The organism is Butyricimonas sp. DFI.6.44, from assembly GCF_022132345.1.
Taxonomy (GTDB): Bacteria; Bacteroidota; Bacteroidia; order Bacteroidales; family Marinifilaceae; genus Butyricimonas; species Butyricimonas muris.
This window is the reverse complement of record NZ_JAKNJD010000012.1, coordinates 100,557-121,058: the sequence shown is the minus strand read 5'-3', so window position 1 is coordinate 121,058 and position 20,502 is coordinate 100,557. Positions and strand designations below refer to the sequence as shown.

General features: G+C 44.4%; 16 protein-coding genes. All 16 read right to left on the bottom strand.

The window, feature by feature from the left end:
* Positions 1–215: 215 nt before the first annotated feature.
* Positions 216–833 carry a DUF6549 family protein gene (locus L0M98_RS16780; protein WP_034754867.1) on the bottom strand — a complete coding sequence of 206 codons (618 nt, stop codon included), beginning with the start codon at positions 831–833 and terminating at the stop codon, positions 216–218.
* The gene (locus L0M98_RS16775) at positions 823–1,419 is read right to left on the bottom strand and encodes an N-acetylmuramoyl-L-alanine amidase (RefSeq protein ID WP_007219371.1); all 597 of its coding nucleotides are present in this window, start codon (positions 1,417–1,419) and stop codon (positions 823–825) included. Before L0M98_RS16775 ends, L0M98_RS16780 begins: the two co-directional genes overlap by 11 nt.
* Positions 1,416–2,012 (bottom strand): hypothetical protein, encoded by a 597-nt coding sequence (locus L0M98_RS16770; RefSeq protein WP_155160005.1) that lies wholly within the window; start codon positions 2,010–2,012, stop codon positions 1,416–1,418. Before L0M98_RS16770 ends, L0M98_RS16775 begins: the two co-directional genes overlap by 4 nt.
* Positions 2,012–2,392 (bottom strand): hypothetical protein, encoded by a 381-nt coding sequence (locus tag L0M98_RS16765; RefSeq protein WP_007219369.1) that lies wholly within the window; start codon positions 2,390–2,392, stop codon positions 2,012–2,014. Before L0M98_RS16765 ends, L0M98_RS16770 begins: the two co-directional genes overlap by 1 nt.
* Positions 2,389–2,817, bottom strand: a complete 429-nt coding sequence (locus L0M98_RS16760) for a hypothetical protein (protein ID WP_007219368.1) — start codon at positions 2,815–2,817, stop codon at positions 2,389–2,391. Before L0M98_RS16760 ends, L0M98_RS16765 begins: the two co-directional genes overlap by 4 nt.
* Positions 2,780–3,967: a reverse transcriptase/maturase family protein gene (locus L0M98_RS16755; RefSeq protein ID WP_007219367.1), complete on the bottom strand. Its 1,188-nt coding sequence runs from the start codon at positions 3,965–3,967 to the stop codon at positions 2,780–2,782. Before L0M98_RS16755 ends, L0M98_RS16760 begins: the two co-directional genes overlap by 38 nt.
* Before the next feature lie 331 nt (positions 3,968–4,298).
* Positions 4,299–5,657 carry a hypothetical protein gene (locus L0M98_RS16750; protein ID WP_227216986.1) on the bottom strand — a complete coding sequence of 453 codons (1,359 nt, stop codon included), beginning with the start codon at positions 5,655–5,657 and terminating at the stop codon, positions 4,299–4,301.
* 9 nt (positions 5,658–5,666) lie between these two features.
* Complete coding sequence (locus L0M98_RS16745) at positions 5,667–5,957, bottom strand: hypothetical protein (RefSeq protein ID WP_227087630.1); 291 nt, start codon at positions 5,955–5,957, stop codon at positions 5,667–5,669.
* Positions 5,958–6,035: 78 nt separating this feature from the next.
* A complete protein-coding gene (locus L0M98_RS16740) occupies positions 6,036–6,521 on the bottom strand; it encodes a hypothetical protein (protein ID WP_007219364.1) in 486 nt (161 codons plus the stop codon).
* A gap of 4 nt (positions 6,522–6,525) precedes the next feature.
* On the bottom strand, positions 6,526–11,931 hold the full coding sequence (locus L0M98_RS16735) for a LamG domain-containing protein (protein WP_227216985.1): 5,406 nt from the start codon (positions 11,929–11,931) through the stop codon (positions 6,526–6,528).
* Positions 11,913–13,097, bottom strand: a complete 1,185-nt coding sequence (locus L0M98_RS16730; RefSeq protein ID WP_007219362.1) for a hypothetical protein — start codon at positions 13,095–13,097, stop codon at positions 11,913–11,915. Before L0M98_RS16730 ends, L0M98_RS16735 begins: the two co-directional genes overlap by 19 nt.
* A 1-nt stretch (position 13,098) precedes the next feature.
* Positions 13,099–13,608, bottom strand: coding sequence for a hypothetical protein (locus tag L0M98_RS16725; RefSeq protein WP_007219361.1), 510 nt, complete (start codon positions 13,606–13,608; stop codon positions 13,099–13,101).
* A gap of 2 nt (positions 13,609–13,610) precedes the next feature.
* Entirely contained in the window at positions 13,611–19,022 is a 5,412-nt protein-coding gene (locus L0M98_RS16720) for a tape measure protein (protein ID WP_227216984.1), read from the bottom strand.
* Positions 19,022–19,150 carry a hypothetical protein gene (locus L0M98_RS22605; protein ID WP_007219359.1) on the bottom strand — a complete coding sequence of 43 codons (129 nt, stop codon included), beginning with the start codon at positions 19,148–19,150 and terminating at the stop codon, positions 19,022–19,024. Before L0M98_RS22605 ends, L0M98_RS16720 begins: the two co-directional genes overlap by 1 nt.
* Before the next feature lie 104 nt (positions 19,151–19,254).
* Positions 19,255–19,911, bottom strand: coding sequence for a hypothetical protein (locus L0M98_RS16715; RefSeq protein WP_227216983.1), 657 nt, complete (start codon positions 19,909–19,911; stop codon positions 19,255–19,257).
* Between the two features lie 69 nt (positions 19,912–19,980).
* Positions 19,981–20,490, bottom strand: a complete 510-nt coding sequence (locus L0M98_RS16710; protein ID WP_007219357.1) for a hypothetical protein — start codon at positions 20,488–20,490, stop codon at positions 19,981–19,983.
* Between the last annotated feature and the right edge of the window lie 12 nt (positions 20,491–20,502).

Here is a 20,502-nt window from a genome sequence, read left to right as displayed (position 1 = left end):
TTTTAATTTTTCGTAGAACTATAGTAGAACTTTTGTATTTTTGTTGAATACCCCTGCCTCTCCAAAAGAAGAATACAGGGGTACAATGCAACACCGATTTTCAGAATCGGCACTGCAAAGATATGACTTTTATTTCAAAGGACAAAGAAAAACCGGGCGCACTTCACAGCGAACCCGGCTCAGAACAATAGTTCTACTCTATTACTAACACCTAATCATTTCTTTTTCCGTTTCTTTAATTCTATATATTCCGAATACACTATTTTGGTATGGGGATTGCTACTTACAATTTCTTGCCTAATAGCCTTTGTTCCCCATCGGAAAAACAACCATTGCTTAGGCACTCTATGCACTACTTGAAATAGGGTATCTACAGATTGTATGCGTAAATCCAGTTTCTTATCGAGCATGATTAAGCCATCAACATTTATCCACGGGTCTTTCCATCGTATCGCTTGGACTTTAAGATAGGATGTATCACGGTATATAATACTATCCTTAACTATGGTTTGTACCTCCACCTCCGTTTTTGTCGCAGTCGTGGAAGCCGCTTGCAACCTCTTTACTTTCAGGTCAAGTTCCTTAACGGTATTCGTCAAGTCAGCACAATGCTTTTCCACCTCAGACTTGGATAAAGTCAATGCCTGTACAGAGGCAGCGGATTTCCCGGATTCTGTTTGGTAAAATTCGACTTTCTCCAACAAGGCGGTTTGGTTGCCATCCAACCTTTCCTTTTCTGATTTCAACTTGGAACAATAAGCCCATAGCCCAAAGGTAGCCGCCATCAAAAGCCCACAGAGGGCGATTAATATCAAAAACGCTTTATTTCTCATATTCTTTGATGTATTGGATTATACCCTCTACGTGGGTGTTCACAATGTTTTGTTTCCCCTCCATAGATGTAAGGTAAGCAATATCCTCCTTGTTATCCATGAAGAAATTTTCCGTCAGCACTGCCGGACATTTCGTCTTGGAAAGGATGTAGAAATTTTCCTCCCAATCCGGGTCGCCATCCGAATAGTCACGCCTAATCTTTTGCCCGGTAATAAAGCAAGCGGCAGCATCATACATTCGGTTTGCCAGTTCGTCAGCTTTCGTTTTGCCCTTAGTAGTATAGGCAGACCACCCACGGGCATTCATCCATTCGCCACTCCCAGCAGCATTGCAGTGGATGGAAACAAGCAACACGTTATTAGCCCCATATCTGGCGCAAACCTCGTTCACACGCCTTGCACGTTCAGCCAAAGGCACGTCCAAGCTCTCCTTAACAATGCGTTCCGCTACATAGCCACGTTTAGCCAGTTCACGCACGACTTCATCCGCAATTTCTCTCGTATAGGCATATTCTCTGAAAGTTCCATCCGGGCTGCGTTTACCCGGTGTATTTTCTCCATGCCCATTGTCTATAAGTATCTTCATTCTTGATTCAATTTATGGTAAAAATCTATTTTTATACGGTCATAAACCGTCTGTACATTGGTATAAGTCCTGCCGTTATTCACGCTTTCAGCATATACCTCACTCAATACGCATTGCTCCACCCACTCAATCCATTCGGGGGACGTGTAGCTGGATAAGCGTTTGCCCCGATAGGTATAGTAGTCAAACCTGCTATTCCTATCTTCGTGCAAGTTCATTATCAATGTGTGTATCTTAGCCTTTGTAGCTTCATGGTCGGCTATGTGGTTTTCCTCTCTCACTTTCCGAATAATCCGGCACACCCTTTCTATAGCAAGGTCAAAGTATATACCCGAAGTATTCTTTATCCTTAGCTGCGTTTCCGGGCGCAACCCCTCCGCAATATCCGTAAGCATATCATTCTGATTCTTGGTTTCCGTCAGAAGTTCGGCTACCATAGACTGATTGCCTTTAATCATGCCGTTAATGATAGACTTGAACCACTTGAAACAAGCTATCATAAGTGCAGCCGCCAAACAGAGGAACACAGCGCACACTATCACCATAAAGCCAAAATCGCTTATGCCTTGTGCCACTTTTAAACTTTCTTCCATCATCGGTTTTTCTTATACTTGTTTCGCTTGTAATACTCAAAGTTATCTCTATCCTCCTGCGTGATTGGAGTATTCGGTGGAAAGAACTTAAACCCATACATCGTTCCATAGCGTACCACTTTGATAACGGCACGAAACGGATATTTGCGCTTCGGGTCTAAAACAACATCTTTCAACTTCTTGCTGTCAGTATAGAAAGCGGATGCACCGATACCTTCGCCATAGGCGATAAGTGTTCTCGTTCCGTTCTCTGTCTGTCTTTCCTTACACCCCGTAAACACCGTGACCTCATTAATCACGGCATCTACTGAGGTATATTCACAATCGAAAATATCTTCATTCAAGGATTCAGTTTCCTCAAAGTCCACTACTTCGTTCATAAGTCCATCGGTATGTTATAGGTTTCACAATCGGCATCTACCATTTCACGAATAGCCAAACGGTCTTTCAAAAAGTCCTCATAGGGGGCTTTCGCACTTTCGGCAAGCAAGCCCAGCATGGCAGACTGATATTCGTTTACCAGCTTACTTTCTGTCTTAGCCGGGTATTTTGCAGTAAGCAACGTACTGAAAATATTATCAGCCGTCTTAGGATATTCCACCCTCACGCTGTCATATTGGAACATCGTGCCAGTGGCACGTTCCACATCAGTCGTAATCTCAATGCTACCCTCTTTGTCGGCAATAACCTTAACCTCTTTGATATTATGGTTATAAAGGAACGTTCCCTGCCCGTTATTAAGAGAGTCTATCACTTCCGGCTTAGTCTTAGCCAGCAACCCTGTAGTCAAAACATTTGCTTCCATCGTTCAAACAATTATTAAAAATGAATTTACTGTGTTCCTCCGAGCATCTGATTATCCAGCCATATTCAGACGGGAAGAGGTGTTTAATATCCGTTTCATCTTTGATTTCGTATTTATTGATGGTGCGGTGGAATTTCTTATAAAACCTTTTCAGAATACCGCTTCTTAGCAATATGCCGTAATGGTTTTGTTTGAATCCCACATAATCAATGCTACGAGCATCAACCGGGAATATCTGCCAGTTGCTTTTAATCTCTACTTTCAATTCGCCACCCAAGTAAAGCCCCATCATGTCGAGTACGAAATGCAGTGCCTCTTTGTCAGCGCATAGTATCACCATATCATCCATATAGCGATAGTAGTAGATTTTCACTCCAAAACGCTTCATCACTATCTTAGCCAGTTCCTCTTTAACCCAATGGTCGAAGTATGCCAAATAGAGATTAGCAAAATATTGGCTTGTGAAATTGCCTATTGGCAGCCCTTTGTCTTTACCGTTACTATCTATTATCTTATCCAACAGCCTTAGCAGTTGTTCGTCCGCTATGGTGTAGCGGATTATCTTTTTCAATGCTACGTGGTCTATGTTATCATAGAACTTCTTGATGTCAATCTTCAAACAGAATCGTGTACCCATTCTGTCTATGATTAAAGCCGTATGCACATCCTCCATACATTTATGAATACCACGCCCTTTGATACAAGCGTATGTGTTCGCAATGAAGAAGTTAGTCCAGTAACGCCCCAACACATTAATAATGCAATGGTGTACTATCCTGTCCGGGAAGAACGGGGCAATCATAATCACCCTTTCTTTCGGCTCATATATAACCTTAATCCGATACTCTCCGGGGGTATAAGTTTCATTGCGCAAGTCCCAGTACAAGCCATCCAAATTCTCCAAAATATTCTCGTTGAACTTGGTTATTTCGGTACGCTCTCCTTTGCCTTGCTGTGCCTTATATTGCGCCCGTATGAGGTTGGAGCATTCATATATCAGGTGATAGACATTCTTAATCTTCTTAGCTTGGGAAATGAATATCTTTCCTGTATCACCGACATATAAACCGCAATCCTCAAAATCCGAGTATTGATAAAAGCAGGTATCAGCCGTATAACATAACCCGTATTCAGTCTTTACTACACCCATTTGTGCCGTTGTTCTAAAACAGAGCTTTCAATTACTTACTTGCACCGTCCTAATCCATATTATTTTACCAACTATCAGACGTGCCGATAGTCCCTGTGAGGTAAGGGCGTGGCAGCAACAGTTATAAGTTGAAACCACGGTAAAAGCGGAACCCAATGTTCGCATTCGCATTCGAGGAACGATTATTCGCATTCAGATAACCGAAACCCGCATTCGCACCATTATTCGCATTCGCAGACAAAAGGGCACCAGCCGCCACAACCCTGTTATGTTTTTATTTTTTCAATCCAACGCCATTTTCGTTGCTCCGTTCACCGAGTTTTGCAGTCCGTCAAAAACGGCACAAGCGGAACCCAATGCGCGCATACGCATACGAGGAACGATAAATCGCAGCCAGACAACCGAAACCCGCATACGCACCAGCAGCCGCATACGCAGACAAAAGGGCACCATACCAGCCAGCAGTAAAGCTGGAATCATCAGCAGGCGTATAGTAATAATCACAATAGCCCTTATTACTTGCACCTCCTACCTTTTCGGCAAAGGAATAGCCCTTAGCGGAATGAGCCATAGAAAGTACATATCCGTCAGTTCTTGGGAACTCCGTAATAGCTTCATATCCGGCAGGCACGGTAGTTGCACTGTCTGAATGAGAGGTGAATTTGGTCGGGTCTTCACATACATAGGCAATAGAAACATCAGCCTTATGCCAAACCAACACATCATCAGCAAGCAGCCACAAATATTCAAAAGGAGTCTCCAAACCACGGTAAGAGGTTACTTGTACCACCTTATCGCCACCAGTCCATCCCTTGATAGTGTAGGACACCTTACCCGTGTTGTTTCCAAGCGTTGCAGTAACACCACAAGGTACAAACGGTTTATAGCCGCCCCATGTATTCCATTCCGTACCATTTACAGCACATCCACTACCCAAACCGCCTTGATGGAATCCGTCAGCGGTCAGTGTTTCGGTGTAAGTGTCTTGACAATGCAAAGAAGCATATTCCACACGTTGCAACCAAGCAATTTCATTGTACACCCTGTACGCTCCGTGGTGTGTACCGTTCTTGCAGAAAGGACGAACACCAGCCTTTGAAATGGAAGTACGGGGCATACCCAACATGGAATTGTAAGTACCATCCTTAGCGGCATCACCAGCACCCGAACCACCTCTGAATTGTGCCGCATTCGCTTTGAGAATAACAAAGCCGTCCGAATCCCTTGCAATCTCATCGCCATTCCAAGTGAGCCAACAGCCCGAAACGGCTATAGAATTGGTAATATCCACCGTTGCATACCACGGGCTTACCGTCTTTCGTTCCATCTTGATAAAGCCGGGCAACGGATATTCGGAATAGGCACGAATCCATTTCGTCCCCTCTATCTCCAATTTGAAGTAATATTCCGGCTTTTCAAGCATTACATTACCGTCCGTGCTGTCAATCACAGCCGTTGCACCCGAATCCTTTTTACGGCTGTCATTTTGGTTAAGGTAATACTTAACCGAACCGTCCGGGTTTTCCACAAAGCGTTTCAGTTTCGCTTGAATAGGTAATGTACGGTGCAAATCCAAATTGCCCACACGCTTTAGCTTGTAGTCCTGTGAATTGAAATCACCTTGCACCCCATACCATTGGTCGTAAGGATATTGCGGTTTCGTGTTTCCGCTTCCTAATAATAATCCCATAGCTATAAGTTATTTAATAGTTTCACCAGCACCCCAATACACATCATATACCGAAAGGTCGATACCGTTTGGGGATATTACGGTTATCGCTCCGGGCGTCCAATCCCCGATAGGTACGGGGAACATTCCAAAATCCTTATCACAAATGAGCTTGCATTTAAGCAGCGTGCTTGTTTCCATCGTAACCTCTTTAGGTCGTACAAAGACGGTAAACGGAGCACCACCCAAAGCAAAACCATTGGAAAGGTCTGTAACCTTACCTTTGGAAAGAATCCGTAGGCTGTACATCGTTGTTTCCATAATTCACTGAGTAAATCAAGTTTATTTAACTGCAAATATAATCATAAATGTGTTTAATGAACACATTTATAGATACAATTAAAGTGTATCATCATATAACGAGGCATAACGTGCTTCAAGTTCATTGATTTTATCTCTTAACAACTGCCTTTCATTATGCAATGCCTTTATCTCATACGGCATTTCAGAACCCATTAGGGCGGCTTCGTAGCATTTGATTACCTTATAATCGCTACTTGCCAATACCTCCTTTGAGCGTTCAATCTCATGTGCCACCTTTTGAAAGTCGGGGACTTCTATGTATCTGAATGAAATCCTATCCCCGGCATCGTATGGTACAATGCGCACAACATAGCCCTCTTTATCTGAGTTTTGTTTACTTTCATCTATTGCATCCACCGGCTTGTATATGGTTGGCAGTTCAGCCACCTGTTCAATAACCGATACCATACGTGTTGTTATTTCCCCCGTTTTCTCATTTCTGATTTTTTGAGGGATGGGAGCTATTTCTATACATTGTAGGCAATCGCCATCCATATATCCGTATAATACTCTTTCTTCCATATTTTTAGTATTTCCATCTACTTACTAACCATGCTTGTTTTTTAACTCCATCTACATATCCTACGGTATATACAAACATACCACCTTGACCCTCTCCAAAATCGTAGTAGTCATTTACAGAAGTATCATCATAGATTAGGTAGCCGCTTCTTGGTCTGAATCTCATATAGCCTCTCCACCACTGCTTTACAAATATAACCTGTCCCTCTTTAGGAGAAGCCGGAAGATACACTACTGATGCGGCAGACGTGTACCCTATAACCACGGTATCTTCTCTATTCAAATACCATGTGTTATTCGACGTTCCTGTAATACACTTTCGACCAAAAATCAAGCCTCCGGCAAATAAATCATAGAAGAAACCGCCAAAGGCTGGTGCAGTCCCCGAATTGGAAGCCCTACCATAAACGCCTGCCACGATTGTATCTACTACATTTACAGCCCATGTACTTGCCGGAACATTAGCGAACCCAAGCCCAACAATAGCCCCACGGTGTGTATATCCGCTACTTGCTGGCATACCATCCGTACCTGCCATATTTGAGAATATTCCCGTTGGGGACATATAGGAAACCGCATTAGAATAAGACGGTGCATTTTTAGCCCTTGTTTCAAAAATTCCACGGTTAGCGTCTATTGTCATTTTTGCACCAAAATCAACAAGCGCATAATCACCACCACCACTTGAAGATTCAATATAAATACGAGCCATTGAAGCATCCAACTCTATCTTATTGCCATCATCCATAGTGGAAACAATCTTACCACCCTTAGTAAACCAATCTCCAATATTTGCCCCCTCAGCCAATAATAAGTTTGTGGCAATAGTTTCAAATTGCGCTCCAAAAGTATTCCATTTACCTGTATTAGTCGGTACGAACCCAGTGAAAGTTCCAGCATCTATACGGGCTATATAGTATTGATTGTTGTATTTTACAGCATCCAACCGCTTGCTATTCCCGTAATAAGTCTTGGATGAATCATAAATACCCCTGTAAACAAGTACGGGGCTATCTCCTTTCTCCCCCTTATCACCCGGCTTTCCATCTTCACCTTTATCTCCTTTACTTCCCGTCACACAGATTGCAGCCGTAGTATCACTCGTTCCGTTCGTATAGGTGATAACCGAACGTGTCCATATATACCATTTGTCTTTCCATGTTGGGCGTGTCGTACTCCATGAGCCATTAAGTAATGAGGTTGCCGAACTGGATAGGTAGTATTGTTCAATGATAGAACTTACGCCAACACCGCTATTACCTGTAGAGCCTTTGCCGCCTGTGATACAAACCGCCTTAGTGTAGGTAGTCGTATTGTCGGAATAAGAAACTTTCGTCCTACTCCAAATATACCGCCCATCTATCCATGTCGGGGCGGTTGTTTGCCAACCCGTAGTAGGCGCAACGGAATTTGACGTGCTTTGTGCATATTCCACATCTGCCAATGTCACACTAACACCCGGCTTTCCATCTTCACCATCATAAGGATTTACACGGATAGGGGTACTCCATTTCTGTATCATCAAGTCCGCTTTGCCATTCATTACGGAAGCAATGTCATTCACGGGTAAAGCCCCCATCAGCAAACGCACATCATCGAAATACACGGCAGAGCCGAATACATCATCATCGTAAATAGCAAAGCCTACAGCCATGATATTAACGCTGCCACTATGTAATTGCTCCCCGTTTTTGAATACCGTAACGGTACGGTCATTAAAACGGAATGCAAGGTGAAACCACGTGTTAGGCGTGATTACAATACTCTTTTCCACATAGTGCCTACCGTTATATCCGTTCAACATCCACTTGACTTGATTTTGGTCTGACTTCATCCAAAAACAGAGCGTGAAACTTTCTCCAAAGGGTAAATCATAAGGAATACAGCTCTCCATTCCACCACTCAGATTGAGGGCATATCTCGTTCCGTCCTTTACCACCGTTCCACCGCCCAGCACACCATTATAACCGTTACCCGAAATATCGGCAATACTTGAAGTGTCGTTAGCTTCAATGGGCAAATGAAATTTGGTACGGTCTGCAAGCCCGGACTTCTTAGCCATTGTACACCAAATATATTCCAACGCTCCGACTTTCGGCATTTCCGTACTCCACCCGGTAGGGTTGGAAGAATTAACATCCAAATCGGGCGGTACTAAAGTCGAACCATTTTTAGCGTAACGATACTCGTAATATTCGCCAGCTCCGGCATCCGTTCCACCTGTACCCGATTCGCCTTTAATCAAAGCCCAAGTGTAATCCATCGGATTATCACTGTCTTTCTGCACATAGTCGGTGTATTGCCCTATATAGTCACCCGGCTCTTCGCCATTGTTTGCAGTGAACGACATTCCCCCGTTGTCCGAATACTTGATATGGAAGTATGGAGTACGCCCATCTTCACCGGGTAAACCGGGCGTTCCGTCTTGTCCTTTCGTGTCGCTCCACTTGTAAGCACTTGATTTGTCGCTATCGGTAGGTATCATATCCACGTACAAACCCAACCATCTTCCGGGTGTTTCACCGTTCCCGGCTGTGAACGTTTTGCCGCCATCATCGGAATACTTCTTGTGAAGATAGCTACTCTTTCCATCTTCCCCCTTAATAGCTCCAACATCTTTCCAGTTCGTACCATCCCAAATATAGAGGTTGCCTCCGATTAGATAAGCATCGCCCTCTGAATTTCCAACGGTAGGCAGTTGTGAAACATTTTCCTTAGAACCTTTGATATTGATTGAAGTACCATCAGCACCACGCACACGAAAAGGAATACCCCACGCACCCTCCGCATCGGTCTTGGCGTTCTTTATACTCATCCAAACCACGTTTTCGGACGAAGTTCTGTGCCAACCTCCCGTAGAGCCATCCCCCGTAGGGGTGGCAGGCTTGGTTTCACTGTCATTATAGGTATAGAATACGGATAAACCGCTTTCTCCCTTATCCCCGGTAGAACCTTTCGCCACAACCGACCAATATACGGAATTGGTAGGCAAGTTGCCCATGCTTGGCGTGGGGTTGGTGTATCGGTAGGTACACGTTTCACCAATCACCGTGTAAGCCACCTCATCCCCGGCATAGTACACGTACTTCGGGTTATATGTGCCACGGAACACCCCGATATGTGAGGTGTCCCCACTATCAGAAAGCAAACGGACGTTGTGCAACGTTAATTGGCGTTTTGCCGTTACGTTCCAATCAATAGAACTTGAAGAATCACCGATACGGAACTTGTTGCCGTCCAAATCCAAATAGCACTCCTTATCGCTTGTTATAATCTTACCCGTAGTGATAGTGTTCCCGTTGATACGGGTAAATCCGTAGGTGGTGGTAAAGTCCCTGAAATCATCATCTGAATGCACCGACCCCAATATACCCACTTGGAAATAATAGTTGTTCGGGTCTTCGGTTGGCTCAACCTTTAGTTGTTCCTGTGTCACATACCAAATGCCATCCGTGCTTTTTTTGGAGCATTTGGCAAACACATAGTACCCCTTTGGGCTTGATAGAGTGAATGAGCCAGCCGCCATGTTCCAATGCTTGATTATCTCATCATCAATAGTCAAGTGAGCCAATACCCCGGCAGAAGCGTCAAAGCGGTTAGATATTCCGTTCACGTTGGCTTGTAGTATCACATCAATCAAAACAAACTGTTGGCTTTTAGACCCCACCGTAAGCATATTGGTGTCAATGGAATTGGGCTTGATGTTTTCGGGGTCAAAATAACCGTCCGTATCATACACCATTGTACGCAGTTCCTCTGTTGTGCGCCATCCCCTCCGTGCCTTAGTCAAGTCCCGAAGCCGATTGTTTTCTATGATTGTTTCGTGCCGTCCCACATCCACAACCGTTTGAGTGATTGGGGAAATGGCTGTAATGTCCGAAAGGGTCAGTGTATAGTCATGCTCCACAAGCAGGTTCTTTGTCACCTTTTGGATGCGGATATTCTTTTCAATACCGAAACGCTCATCTTTCACGGGTACATAGTTACCCACATGAAAGACGGTTGTTTCGCTATCGCTTGGCAAAGCGTTCAAAAAATAGGAGCGTTCAAAGGTAAGCTGATATTGCGCCCGTGCCTGTGTGCGTGGCTTGAACTCGTTATATCCGGCATACCATAAATCTTCCTCTGCATCATCTTCATAAGATTTAGGCAGGCGAATATCCGTAATCTTATACGTGTCACCCTCCGTTATACGGTAAGCCTCGCTTTCAGTGGTAGGAATAGTTAACCCCCTGTTGTCCGTAAATGGAATGAGCGTAAACCTTTTTGTTGCATGGTCGTACCCTCCCTTTTGCGCCAATTCAAATTGTTGCCCAGCTAATTTACCCGAAATGAAAGTAATCTTTGCCGATACCTCGTTAATCAGATACTTTGTACCCTTATCGTCTTTCTCGTTCAGGTCAAAGTCCATTGTATCATCAATAAAGCTGTTTATATCATCAGCCACCAAAGCAGTAACCGTACCCGTTCGTTTCGGGAAAATATCATCATACGTCACAGCATCCTCATCACTGCCCAGTGCATCCCTCAAATCGCCATCCTCCAAATAACGCTTGTTATCATCGGATATGCCTATATATTCGCTCTGAGGCGGTACTATTGTACCGTCCCATAGTTTGTGTTCCTTTTTGTTCAAACGCACTGGAAACGGAAGCTGTAAGCGTTCCGAATAGTCCCTGTAATCACTCCGAATGTTGGTCGTGCCACCCTCCACCCAAAGCCTCGTGATAATGGTCTTATCATCCACCTTTTGCTCTTTGAGCTTGTACAAGCCGTTGCCTTTACCCCACTCAAAGAAAGCGTTGCCACCCGGGGGCACAACCTTTGCACCGAACTTTCCTATGTGAATGGTACGCACCCCGTCCTTTTGGGTAATGAGAAACTCCAAATCAAATTCACGGTCACTGCAAAGCATTTGCAAAACCTGTAGGCAGTTGTTACGGGCAAAGGAAATGGTACGGGGTTCTGTGTCCGGGCAATTAGCTTCATCGAAAGCCCATAAGCCCGGATAGTCACGGCTCACGTTGTAGATAAGCACCTTTACAAAGTCCCGGATATTATAAGTGAGGTCAAACGTGCTTTTGCTGGATTTCCCGTTTGCATCTGTGTTTCGATACAGGCTTTTCATCAGCTCGTACATCACCCCGTAGAAAGTGGCATCATGCACATAATGGTTGTCCGAAAGCATTTCACGGTTCACCTTAGTGCGGATGGTGTATTCTTCACCCTCCACTATGATTTTATCTCCCTTGCCTAAATTAAGTAACTCAGAGGAAACAATGGAAAGCTGTACGTTATCATCCCCCATTAAGGAACTGTTTTGAGCGGCTGATTTCAGCGTGCAAAACGGCTCTTTGGAAAACAAGCGTATCTTTTCACCGTTGCGCTTGATTATTTCAAGAGTTCCCATATCACAATAGCGTTGGTTTCAAATTTTTCAATGTCTTCAATCACGCCCGAAACGATTATCTCGTATTCACCGGGTGTAACGTAAGTGTGTTCTATCGTTTGTTCGCTACCAGACACATCGTAAGTGTGCGTGCCGTCACCCCAATAGATGTTAAGCAGCTTGGACGAAGTGACGGTAATCGTAGCTTTGCCGTTTGCAGTCCCACCTATATACCTAAGCACCTTTTTCACAGGTTCATCTTCCACCAGCTTTAAGCGGAATGTGCCCACCATCAAATCGTTGCTATATTGTCCCCAGTTCTTTTCCGGGTCTGCCTCATCCAGCAATTCCACTTCATATACCAAAGGCTTTGCCTTGCCGTCATAATCCACACGCAAACGGTGGTTTCCCTCCGCATCGAATCGGGAAAAGAAAAGGTTTACCCATTCCACATAGGCGGCACGTCCCGAAGCCTCTATAAAGCAATCCAGCGTAATATTGCGTTCCTTGTAGCGTGGTCGCTTCTTATCCCTTACAATGCCGTGATAGTTGTCCCAGTCCACTTGCAAGGCTTCTTTGCGCTCCAACCGTCCAACCAATCCGGCACTTTTGGAAACAAATACCCCAAACTCCTTGAAGTTCTTTCCGTCTATGAAATATTCCACATCCGTATCTTTTTGCAACTCGAATATTTCACGGGGTTCTTTCGCCACGTCAAACAGTTTCACTTCGTCCAGTAAGGCTTTCGTCCCAAATAGTGATTGGTCGTTAATGGAAAGCCCCGTTGGTGTCTTTGGCAACATTTCACTGAATATCCGGGTCGTGTTCTCATAGACGGTAAGCATATTGCCGGACTTAACGAAAGCAAAGAAAATCCAGACATCGGGCATTACATCCAGCCATTGCTCTTTATAATTGTCTATACCGGGCATATTCAGCACCCAGCCTAACTTTTGAGAAACAGGCAGTACCCAAAAACAAAGTGTAAAATCACCGCTAAAGGGTATGGAACGAGCCGTTTCGCATTCGCCCGTACCATTCAAAGCAAGGGATTTACCCACTTTGGATTTCTTGGAAAAATCCGCACCCTCCGATAAGGTGGCATCGTTGCGGTACTGTGAAAAGTCGTAAGCTATACTACCGTCCGGGTCATCGAAAGGCAGGTGTAAAATCATGTTCTTATCCATATCAGTAAGTATTTTTATTCATTTGTCTAACTTCTATCCCCACTCCCTCTATATCCGCTTTGGCATTGCCATACAGATTCACAAGCACCTTTGCATCCGTTCCGGCTACCGCCACATACAGATACGAGTTATCGAAAGCGTCTATGGTAACAATCGCATTGTCCGACACGTTTACGGCACTATGGGAATCATGCCGTGCATATACCCGTGAAACGGAATAGCCGTCATACTCCAACATAGCTTTGCAGTCACCATTCAGCACCACATCGGGTAAATTCACCTTATCTGTAACCTCATCATCCACAAACACCCCGTAAACCTCGCATTTACCTTTGAAGTGTTCCCGTATAAAGTCAAGCGTGGGGTAATTCTCCGATATACAGAAATCTATACCACGGATATAAAGCTGTATCAGTTGCTCATAGTCAAGCCCTGTTTTCAGCTTCATTTGCCACATCCGGCAAAGCCCTTTTGCCTTGCCATCCTCTTTAAGTTGTTGTACCAGTTCCATAACTATGCTATTCCTTGTGATAAAAGTGAACTATCTTTATTTTCAATACGCTTCAAAGTGCTTTTAATCTCCGTCAGCTCTGATGCACTCAACTTCGTGTTGGCAGCTATTTCGGCTTGATAAACGAGTGCCTGCCTCATAATAGAAGTTTGGTCGCTTTGGTTTATGACAAAGGCATTCAACCGCCCGGCTATCACACCACCCGTTTCCTCACTCATGGAAGTAACCGCACCCGTAAGGGGGTCTTGTTGTACGGTTTCTTCCTCCACGTCCTTAATCCAATCGCCAATACCCTCCAATGCGGAATTGAACAAATCTCCGGCAGCGTTCACCATCCTTTCAAATTCTCGCTTCTCTACATCGGTCAGTTTCCCGTCTTTCATGGATTCTCCCAAATAGAGAACGGCATCATTGATTCCCTTTGCCAAAAACTCACGTTTCAACGCTTCCACAACCGCTTTTTTAAGGACTTCTTTTGTCTTTTCGCCCAATGCTTCCGCTGCATCCTCACCTTTGCAATAAGCATCTACCAACGCATCGGCAAATTCATCAATGGCGGTTTTTACATCCGTTCCGGCAAGCGTTTCCATCATTGACCTATCCAAATCCTCTATCTGTTGGGTAATGGATTCTATTTGCTCGTTCCACTGTTGGATTTTTCCGTTATCGGTTTTCTTCTTATCCTTTTCAGCTTGAATTTGCTTTCTCAAATCCTCTTGTTGCTGTTTGAGGTTCTTTTTCTGAGCCTCATAGATGGAAAACATATCTCCGTTTTCTTCCGCATTCTTCAACTGCTTGTTGAGTTCCTTAATCTCCTTGTTGAGTTGAGCGTAACGGGCAAAATCCCAATTCTTCTTTGCTACGTTGGCTTCTTGTTCCAAAGCCCGTATTTGGTCGTTAATCAGTTGGATATTCTTTTCGTAGGCTTCACGTTGGCTATCATTGAACACCCAATAAGTATTATTGTAGGCTCGTTCCAAACGGCTGTAGGATTGTTCCAGCGCATCTATTTCCTTTTGCAGATTTTGAATTTTCTTCTCATACTTGGAATCATGCAATTTGGCAAATATGCCCACTACAGAAGTAACGGCACTTACCATACCCGTAACGCCTCCCAATATGTCACCGCTCATCATTTTACCTACAGAGGCGGCGGCATTGCCCAACTGCCCGAACAACTCCATTGCAGTGCCTAAGCCGTTTGCCAAATCATCCTGTCCCAAATCAGAAAACATGGATGCAATGGCATTGCCGCACGTGGTAGCCGTATCGGTAATCGTTTCAATGGACTTGGTTACGCCTTTGGCGGCTTTCTTCATGTCAGCCTCTGCCTTTTTCACATCCTCATCCGTACCCTTTCCGGCAGCAACATTCGCTTTGGCTTCTGCCAGCTTCTTTTTGGCTTCAATGTAATCATCATAGAATGTGCCTAAAGCCTTAAAGGGATTCTTTGAAATAAGCGTTTCCTTTGCTTGATTCAAACTATCAATCAAAGCACGGTAATCTACGGGATTCAGTTTCAAATCCGCATCTTTTAGCTTTGTTTCAATATCAGCCACCAACTTATCTATTTCAGCTACAGAAAGGCTATCCAAATCGCCAAATAACTTCTTCCAACTATCCGATTGCTTTAACATATTGGCGGTAAGGGTGCTTAACGCTTCTGCCTCCGACTTGTTTACTTGGTTAATCCGTTCTTGGTCGCCCGTCTTTTGAGCGGCAGCACGCAGCAAGGCGTATTCCTTTTGGATGTCATTTCTTTGTTCCTCAAAGGTTCTGTAAGAGGAAAGTATCTTTTGCTGTACTTCTTCCTGTAACTTTTCATCTTCTTCTGAAACAAACAAAGTGGCTTCCGCTTTTTCGTCAGCACCCACAAGCCCGGAGCTTCCATTAGCCAGCTTCTCTTTTGCATCGGCTATGGCTTCCAACTTCTCGGCAAGTGTTTGGGCTTGCTGAATGGTCTTAGATACAGATTCCTTGAAAGAATCCATAGCGGACTTTGCCCCCGTGATTTCATTGTATTGCATATTAAGGGAAATAAGTTGGTTACTTTCTCCCTCTGTGAGTGTTCCGGCTTGTTGTTTATCCTTTAGAGCCTTGATTTCATTTTCCACATACTCCTTGTACGATTTACCACCTTTTAGGAGCGTGGCAAATTGGGTATTGGCTACATCTTCGCCCATGTTACGCACCCAACGGAAATACAAGGCATATTGCTGTTTCTTGTACTCTATTTCACCGTCAAAGAGTTTGTTTTGGGCTTTGTCATATTTCTTGTTTTCGAGTGTTCGCCTTTCATCGAAGCCGTCCTTTTCAGACTTGGATAAGCCACCTTTTCCGGCATCCTTACGGGCTTTAGCCAAAGCCTTTTCCTCTTTGTCTATATTATCCAATGCCTCCTTGTGTTGGAGCGCAAGGGTGCGCTTGCGTTTTTCGTAGCCCTCTTCCAAGACTGCAATACGGTCAGCCTCCAATTTACGGTCAGCTTCAAGTTGCCTTTCTCGTAGTTGTTTGGCGGCAGTATCCGCTTTATCCCCCGTGGTATGCTTGGGTAAACGGGCTTCCAACTTCTTTATTTGCGTATCATAACTCTTATAGTCAGAGCTACCGATAATGGCAGCTTCACGCAATTCTTTAAGCTGCTTGATACGGTCTGATATTCCCTTTTCCGTGTTAAGGTTTGTAGTCTTGGTGTTTACAGCACCATTCAATTTATCCAACAAGTCTTTCAACTCTTTCAGTTGGGTATTATCGGCTTCCACCTTTACCTTTTTGGCATTGAGGGTATCAATGCTTCTCTGAGTTTCACCTATTTTCTTATCCAGCTCGTTAAACGACATAGCCACATAGTCGGTACTCTCTGTTACAGATGTCGTATCTTTCGGAGCAATGAACGCTTCTAATTCCTTATTTACCTTGCCTATGGTTTCATCTGCCTTTTTTGCTGATTGTACAATACTTTCAAGATATGTTTTTATGTTACCTTTGAAAGCATCCATTTCTTTATCAGTCGCACTTGTGCTTTGCTTAACTTGTGAAACAATGCTGTTTAATGAGTTGTTGAACGCATCGGTATAGGCTTGACCTGTAAGCCCTTTCAATTGGTTTGCGGATTCTACCGCCATAGATTCTACCGCATCCCATACAGCCCCCGAAGCTCCACGAATAGAACTTGAAGCCACATCAACAACCTTATTCATCATCACGGTTACGCCCTCCGGGGTGGTTTCCATAACTTCTTGAATTTCTTTGTAGGTTGCATCTTCGGCATTCTCTTTCAGCTTATCAAGTGCCTCCGTTTGGCTTTGTACCAGTTCTTGCATAGCTTGTTCGGTATATTTAGCCTTGATTTTTTCGGCTGTAGTTTGCTGAATGGCTGTAGTCAATTCCTCATATTTAAGACGCTGTAAATCAAGTGTAGCGTTTTCATCAAGCAATGTTTTATTATATTGTTTACATACGGCATTGATTTTTTCAATCGTATTTTTATGTGTTTGAGTTCCTTTCTCCGTATTTTGCAATACGGCAAAAAGTAAATTCAAATCGTCAATCTCTTTTTTCGTGGTATCTTGAAATTCACCCGTTGCCGTGGTTGCTTCTTTTTGTTTGCCCGTAAAAAGAGTAATTACACTGACTAATGCACCTATCAATCCCAGTACCCAGCCGATAGGATTGCTCATCATGGAAGCCCAAAGAGCTTTCACCGCTACCGTTGCTTTTGTTGTGATTGCAGTCAGTACGGAAGTTACAACCCCTTGTGTTGTCTTTGCCGTAGTATCTGCCACGGAAGCGGCTGTGGATTGCTTGGTGGCTGTAGCTTCAAGTAGTTTTTTCTTTGCGTAAAAATCGGATTGGGTGGCTAAAGCCGTCTTTCGTGCGATAGCTGCGTTATCCTCCGCTGCCTCCATCTTCTTAGTGGCAATGGCTATCTTTTCAGCATTCCCGGTCTGTTGTGCCCTGTACACTTCCAAATAAGCACGTTCTACAGCCGCCTTTGCCGCCAGTGCATCAGCCCGTGCCGATTCCATCTTTACGGCTGCTGCCTTGACATCGGTACGCATGGCATTTAAGGTAGCCGCACTGTTTTGTGTCTTAATGGCAACCTCATTTTCCAAAGCGGCACGATACACGGCACTTTTAGCCGACAAATCCAGCTTGCTTAGGGCTTGCTTTTGTTCAACGGTAAGAACACTCAGAGCCACCGCCTCATAATTGGCAGAAGAAGCCGTTAGATTCAAATTGGAAAGATATTCCGCTTGTTGGACGGTAAGCATTTGTTGAATGGCGGCAATGCGTAACTGCTTTACCATGTTGGCGTGTTCCTCTACCGTCAGTTGTGCTTGCAATGCTGCGACATGGCTGTTTTGGGCTGCAATCATCGCTTTTGTCTGAGTTGCCACCTGCCCAGTAGCAACGGCTTCCAACTTCATTAAGGAAATCTTAGCTTGCCGTGCCGTGTTATCCAAAAGGGCAACGCCCGTATATCCCTTTGTGGCTAATGTATTCAGCACAATAGCAGCTTTCATACTTCCATAGCCTATAACAACAGCTTTTAGAATACGCAAAATATCATCCAAATGCTCTGCCATGTAGGTAGCACTTTCAATAGCTCCGGCAAATATATCTTGATTGGCTTCCCCCAAAGCGTTAAGGGAACTTTCCCACGCATCACCCATATTGGAAATCATACCCGTGAGGGACTTGCTTTGCTCCTGCATGAGGTTAAAATAAAGCCCGGATTTATTCGTCATGTTTTGGAAAGCCTTTTCTATTTCAGCAAAGCCCACCTTGCCCTCTGTTACAAGGTTTGAAACCTCATCTTTGGTTACACCAAGCACCTTAGCCAGTTCCTCATAGATAGGAATACCACGCCCAGCAAATTGCCGAATATCCATCAAATAAGCCCTGCCTTGTGTCCGTAGCGTTCCATAAAGGTAGGCTATATCTTGAAGTGGTGCGCCAATACCCGAAGCCACGTTACCAAGCATTACCAGCTCATCCACCACGTTATCCACGGTTGAGCCGTAAGCAAGCATCTGTTTGGCACTACTCGCAATACCCGAAAGGTCAAACGGAGTTTTGGCGGCTGTATCAATAAGCCTATCCATCAAGCCCTTTGCTTGCGTACCACTTTTGAGCATGGTTGTAAAGGCAATTTCCAACTGTTGAAACTGCCCACGTGTTTGCACGATACTTTGAAGCAAAGTCCCCATACCCTGCCCAACGAGGTAGGAAACAATGTATTTCGCCCCATTTTGCGCAAAGCTCTGAATGGAGTTATCCATCACAGACGATTCCGATACGGCTGTGGATGAAACTTGTTTGATACTCCTTTCCATCGCTTGTGCCGACACGTTGAAATCGTTTATATCAAGGGTGGCTTTGAACGCCAACGCTCCGTTTATATTATCCATTACATTATTCCTTTCAGATAATTCTTAATATCATCCTTTGTCTTTAGCTGTACAGGCGGCTTCCCACCATCTTTATTTCCGTCCGTTTGCTCCGGTTCTTGTTCCACACGTGCCGCATCTGTCAGCATGATTTGTACGTTTAGCCAACTGATACCCCAAAGCAGATAATCGTAAGTCCAGCCAAAGGACTTGATAATTTCCCCACGATTACCCCACGGGCTATTTAGCCCGATTACTCTACTCGGTTTGCTTTGAGTTTCTTCGGATTGGTCGTTCCTATCTCCCGTATTGACCGAATAGAGGACGTAAAACCCCCGGGATTCATCATTTGGCTTATCACGTCTGCCAGCTTTTCAAGCCGAGTAGATGTAAGGTGTTCCATGAAAAACGCTTTCAAGGCTTTTACCTCTTTGTCTTTAGAGGGGTCAGCTACCACGGGATTGTTAAGCACGGCTACGGCTGCAATCTCTGCCATCAGAGGAATATACTTGAAAAGGCGTTTGCTTTCCTGTATGGGTTCGGCTTGTATCTTTTCCTCATCGTATTCTATATTCAGATACAACCGCCTCAAACAATCCATCGTACCCAAATAAAGAGGCTTCAAATGGAAGTGGCGCATATATACACGCTCCATAGTTTGCAAAGCGGCATTGGGTACTTCTGTTTCGGACACGTCCCAGCCTTTTGGAATACGTTTGTCACGCCACATCTTTACATGGTTCGGAAAATACCTATTCCACCAACGGATGAAGCGGGGCGGTTTTACCGGGTTAATTTTAAGCGGTACATTGAATTTCACTCCCATGTTCACAAGTGCCTGTATCGCCTTTTCTTCGATTTCCAAGCGTTCTTCACGGGTCAATTCACGTTCTTTATTCAGTTGTTCCATTTGTCTTAAAAGTTAAAAAGCCCCCCATCCGGGGATAGGAGGCTATCGGTTATCAGGCTTTTTCCAGTGTCATGCTACTGTTGGGTCGACCATTCCCTCATCGGCTTGCAAGTTGGATTGGAACTTGATAGTCATAGGCACAAGGCAGATACCCTTTGAAGAATAAGTAATCTCGAATGTCGGGATAACACGCACATTGGCACACCCGATAAACAAGCCCTCTTCCGGTTGAATCCATAACGCCCATTCCTTGTATTCCAATTTTCGTGGACGAATCCAAGTGCGCTTACCCTTTTCTCCAGCAATAGTACCACCGAAATAACGTGCAAGCAATTCCAAATCCGGGTCCATCAAAGAAAGCTCCACATTTGTAGGTGTTTCACCCACCAACGTAATAACCTTGCTTGACGTTTCCGACTTATGTTCCGTGATTTCGGGAGAATCATCTTTCAAGTTGCAAGTGTCTTGATACACATCGCCCAAATCAAGCCATTGGTTGCCTTTTGCGGGCATACTTCCATCGGTCATGGCAGGGGCGATATAAATCTTTTTCAACCCCATTGTTGCTAAAATCGGCATAATCTTATTTTT

Bases quoted from the DNA above. Each gene is read 5' to 3' on its own strand.
- L0M98_RS16725 (WP_007219361.1), bottom strand. From the start codon at position 13,608: ATGGAACTGGTACAACAACTTAAAGAGGATGGCAAGGCAAAAGGGCTT.
- L0M98_RS16710 (WP_007219357.1), bottom strand. From the start codon at position 20,490: ATGCCGATTTTAGCAACAATGGGGTTGAAAAAGATTTATATCGCCCCT.
- L0M98_RS16730 (WP_007219362.1), bottom strand. From the start codon at position 13,097: ATGGATAAGAACATGATTTTACACCTGCCTTTCGATGACCCGGACGGT.
- L0M98_RS22605 (WP_007219359.1), bottom strand. From the start codon at position 19,150: ATGCTGACAGATGCGGCACGTGTGGAACAAGAACCGGAGCAAACGGAC.
- L0M98_RS16760 (WP_007219368.1), bottom strand. From the start codon at position 2,817: ATGGAAGCAAATGTTTTGACTACAGGGTTGCTGGCTAAGACTAAGCCG.
- L0M98_RS16775 (WP_007219371.1), bottom strand. From the start codon at position 1,419: ATGAAGATACTTATAGACAATGGGCATGGAGAAAATACACCGGGTAAA.
- L0M98_RS16750 (WP_227216986.1), bottom strand. From the start codon at position 5,657: ATGGGATTATTATTAGGAAGCGGAAACACGAAACCGCAATATCCTTAC.
- L0M98_RS16755 (WP_007219367.1), bottom strand. From the start codon at position 3,967: ATGGGTGTAGTAAAGACTGAATACGGGTTATGTTATACGGCTGATACC.
- L0M98_RS16770 (WP_155160005.1), bottom strand. From the start codon at position 2,012: ATGGAAGAAAGTTTAAAAGTGGCACAAGGCATAAGCGATTTTGGCTTT.
- L0M98_RS16780 (WP_034754867.1), bottom strand. From the start codon at position 833: ATGAGAAATAAAGCGTTTTTGATATTAATCGCCCTCTGTGGGCTTTTG.
- L0M98_RS16720 (WP_227216984.1), bottom strand. From the start codon at position 19,022: ATGGATAATATAAACGGAGCGTTGGCGTTCAAAGCCACCCTTGATATA.
- L0M98_RS16740 (WP_007219364.1), bottom strand. From the start codon at position 6,521: ATGGAAGAAAGAGTATTATACGGATATATGGATGGCGATTGCCTACAA.
- L0M98_RS16765 (WP_007219369.1), bottom strand. From the start codon at position 2,392: ATGAACGAAGTAGTGGACTTTGAGGAAACTGAATCCTTGAATGAAGAT.
- L0M98_RS16715 (WP_227216983.1), bottom strand. From the start codon at position 19,911: ATGGAACAACTGAATAAAGAACGTGAATTGACCCGTGAAGAACGCTTG.
- L0M98_RS16745 (WP_227087630.1), bottom strand. From the start codon at position 5,957: ATGGAAACAACGATGTACAGCCTACGGATTCTTTCCAAAGGTAAGGTT.
- L0M98_RS16735 (WP_227216985.1), bottom strand. From the start codon at position 11,931: ATGGGAACTCTTGAAATAATCAAGCGCAACGGTGAAAAGATACGCTTG.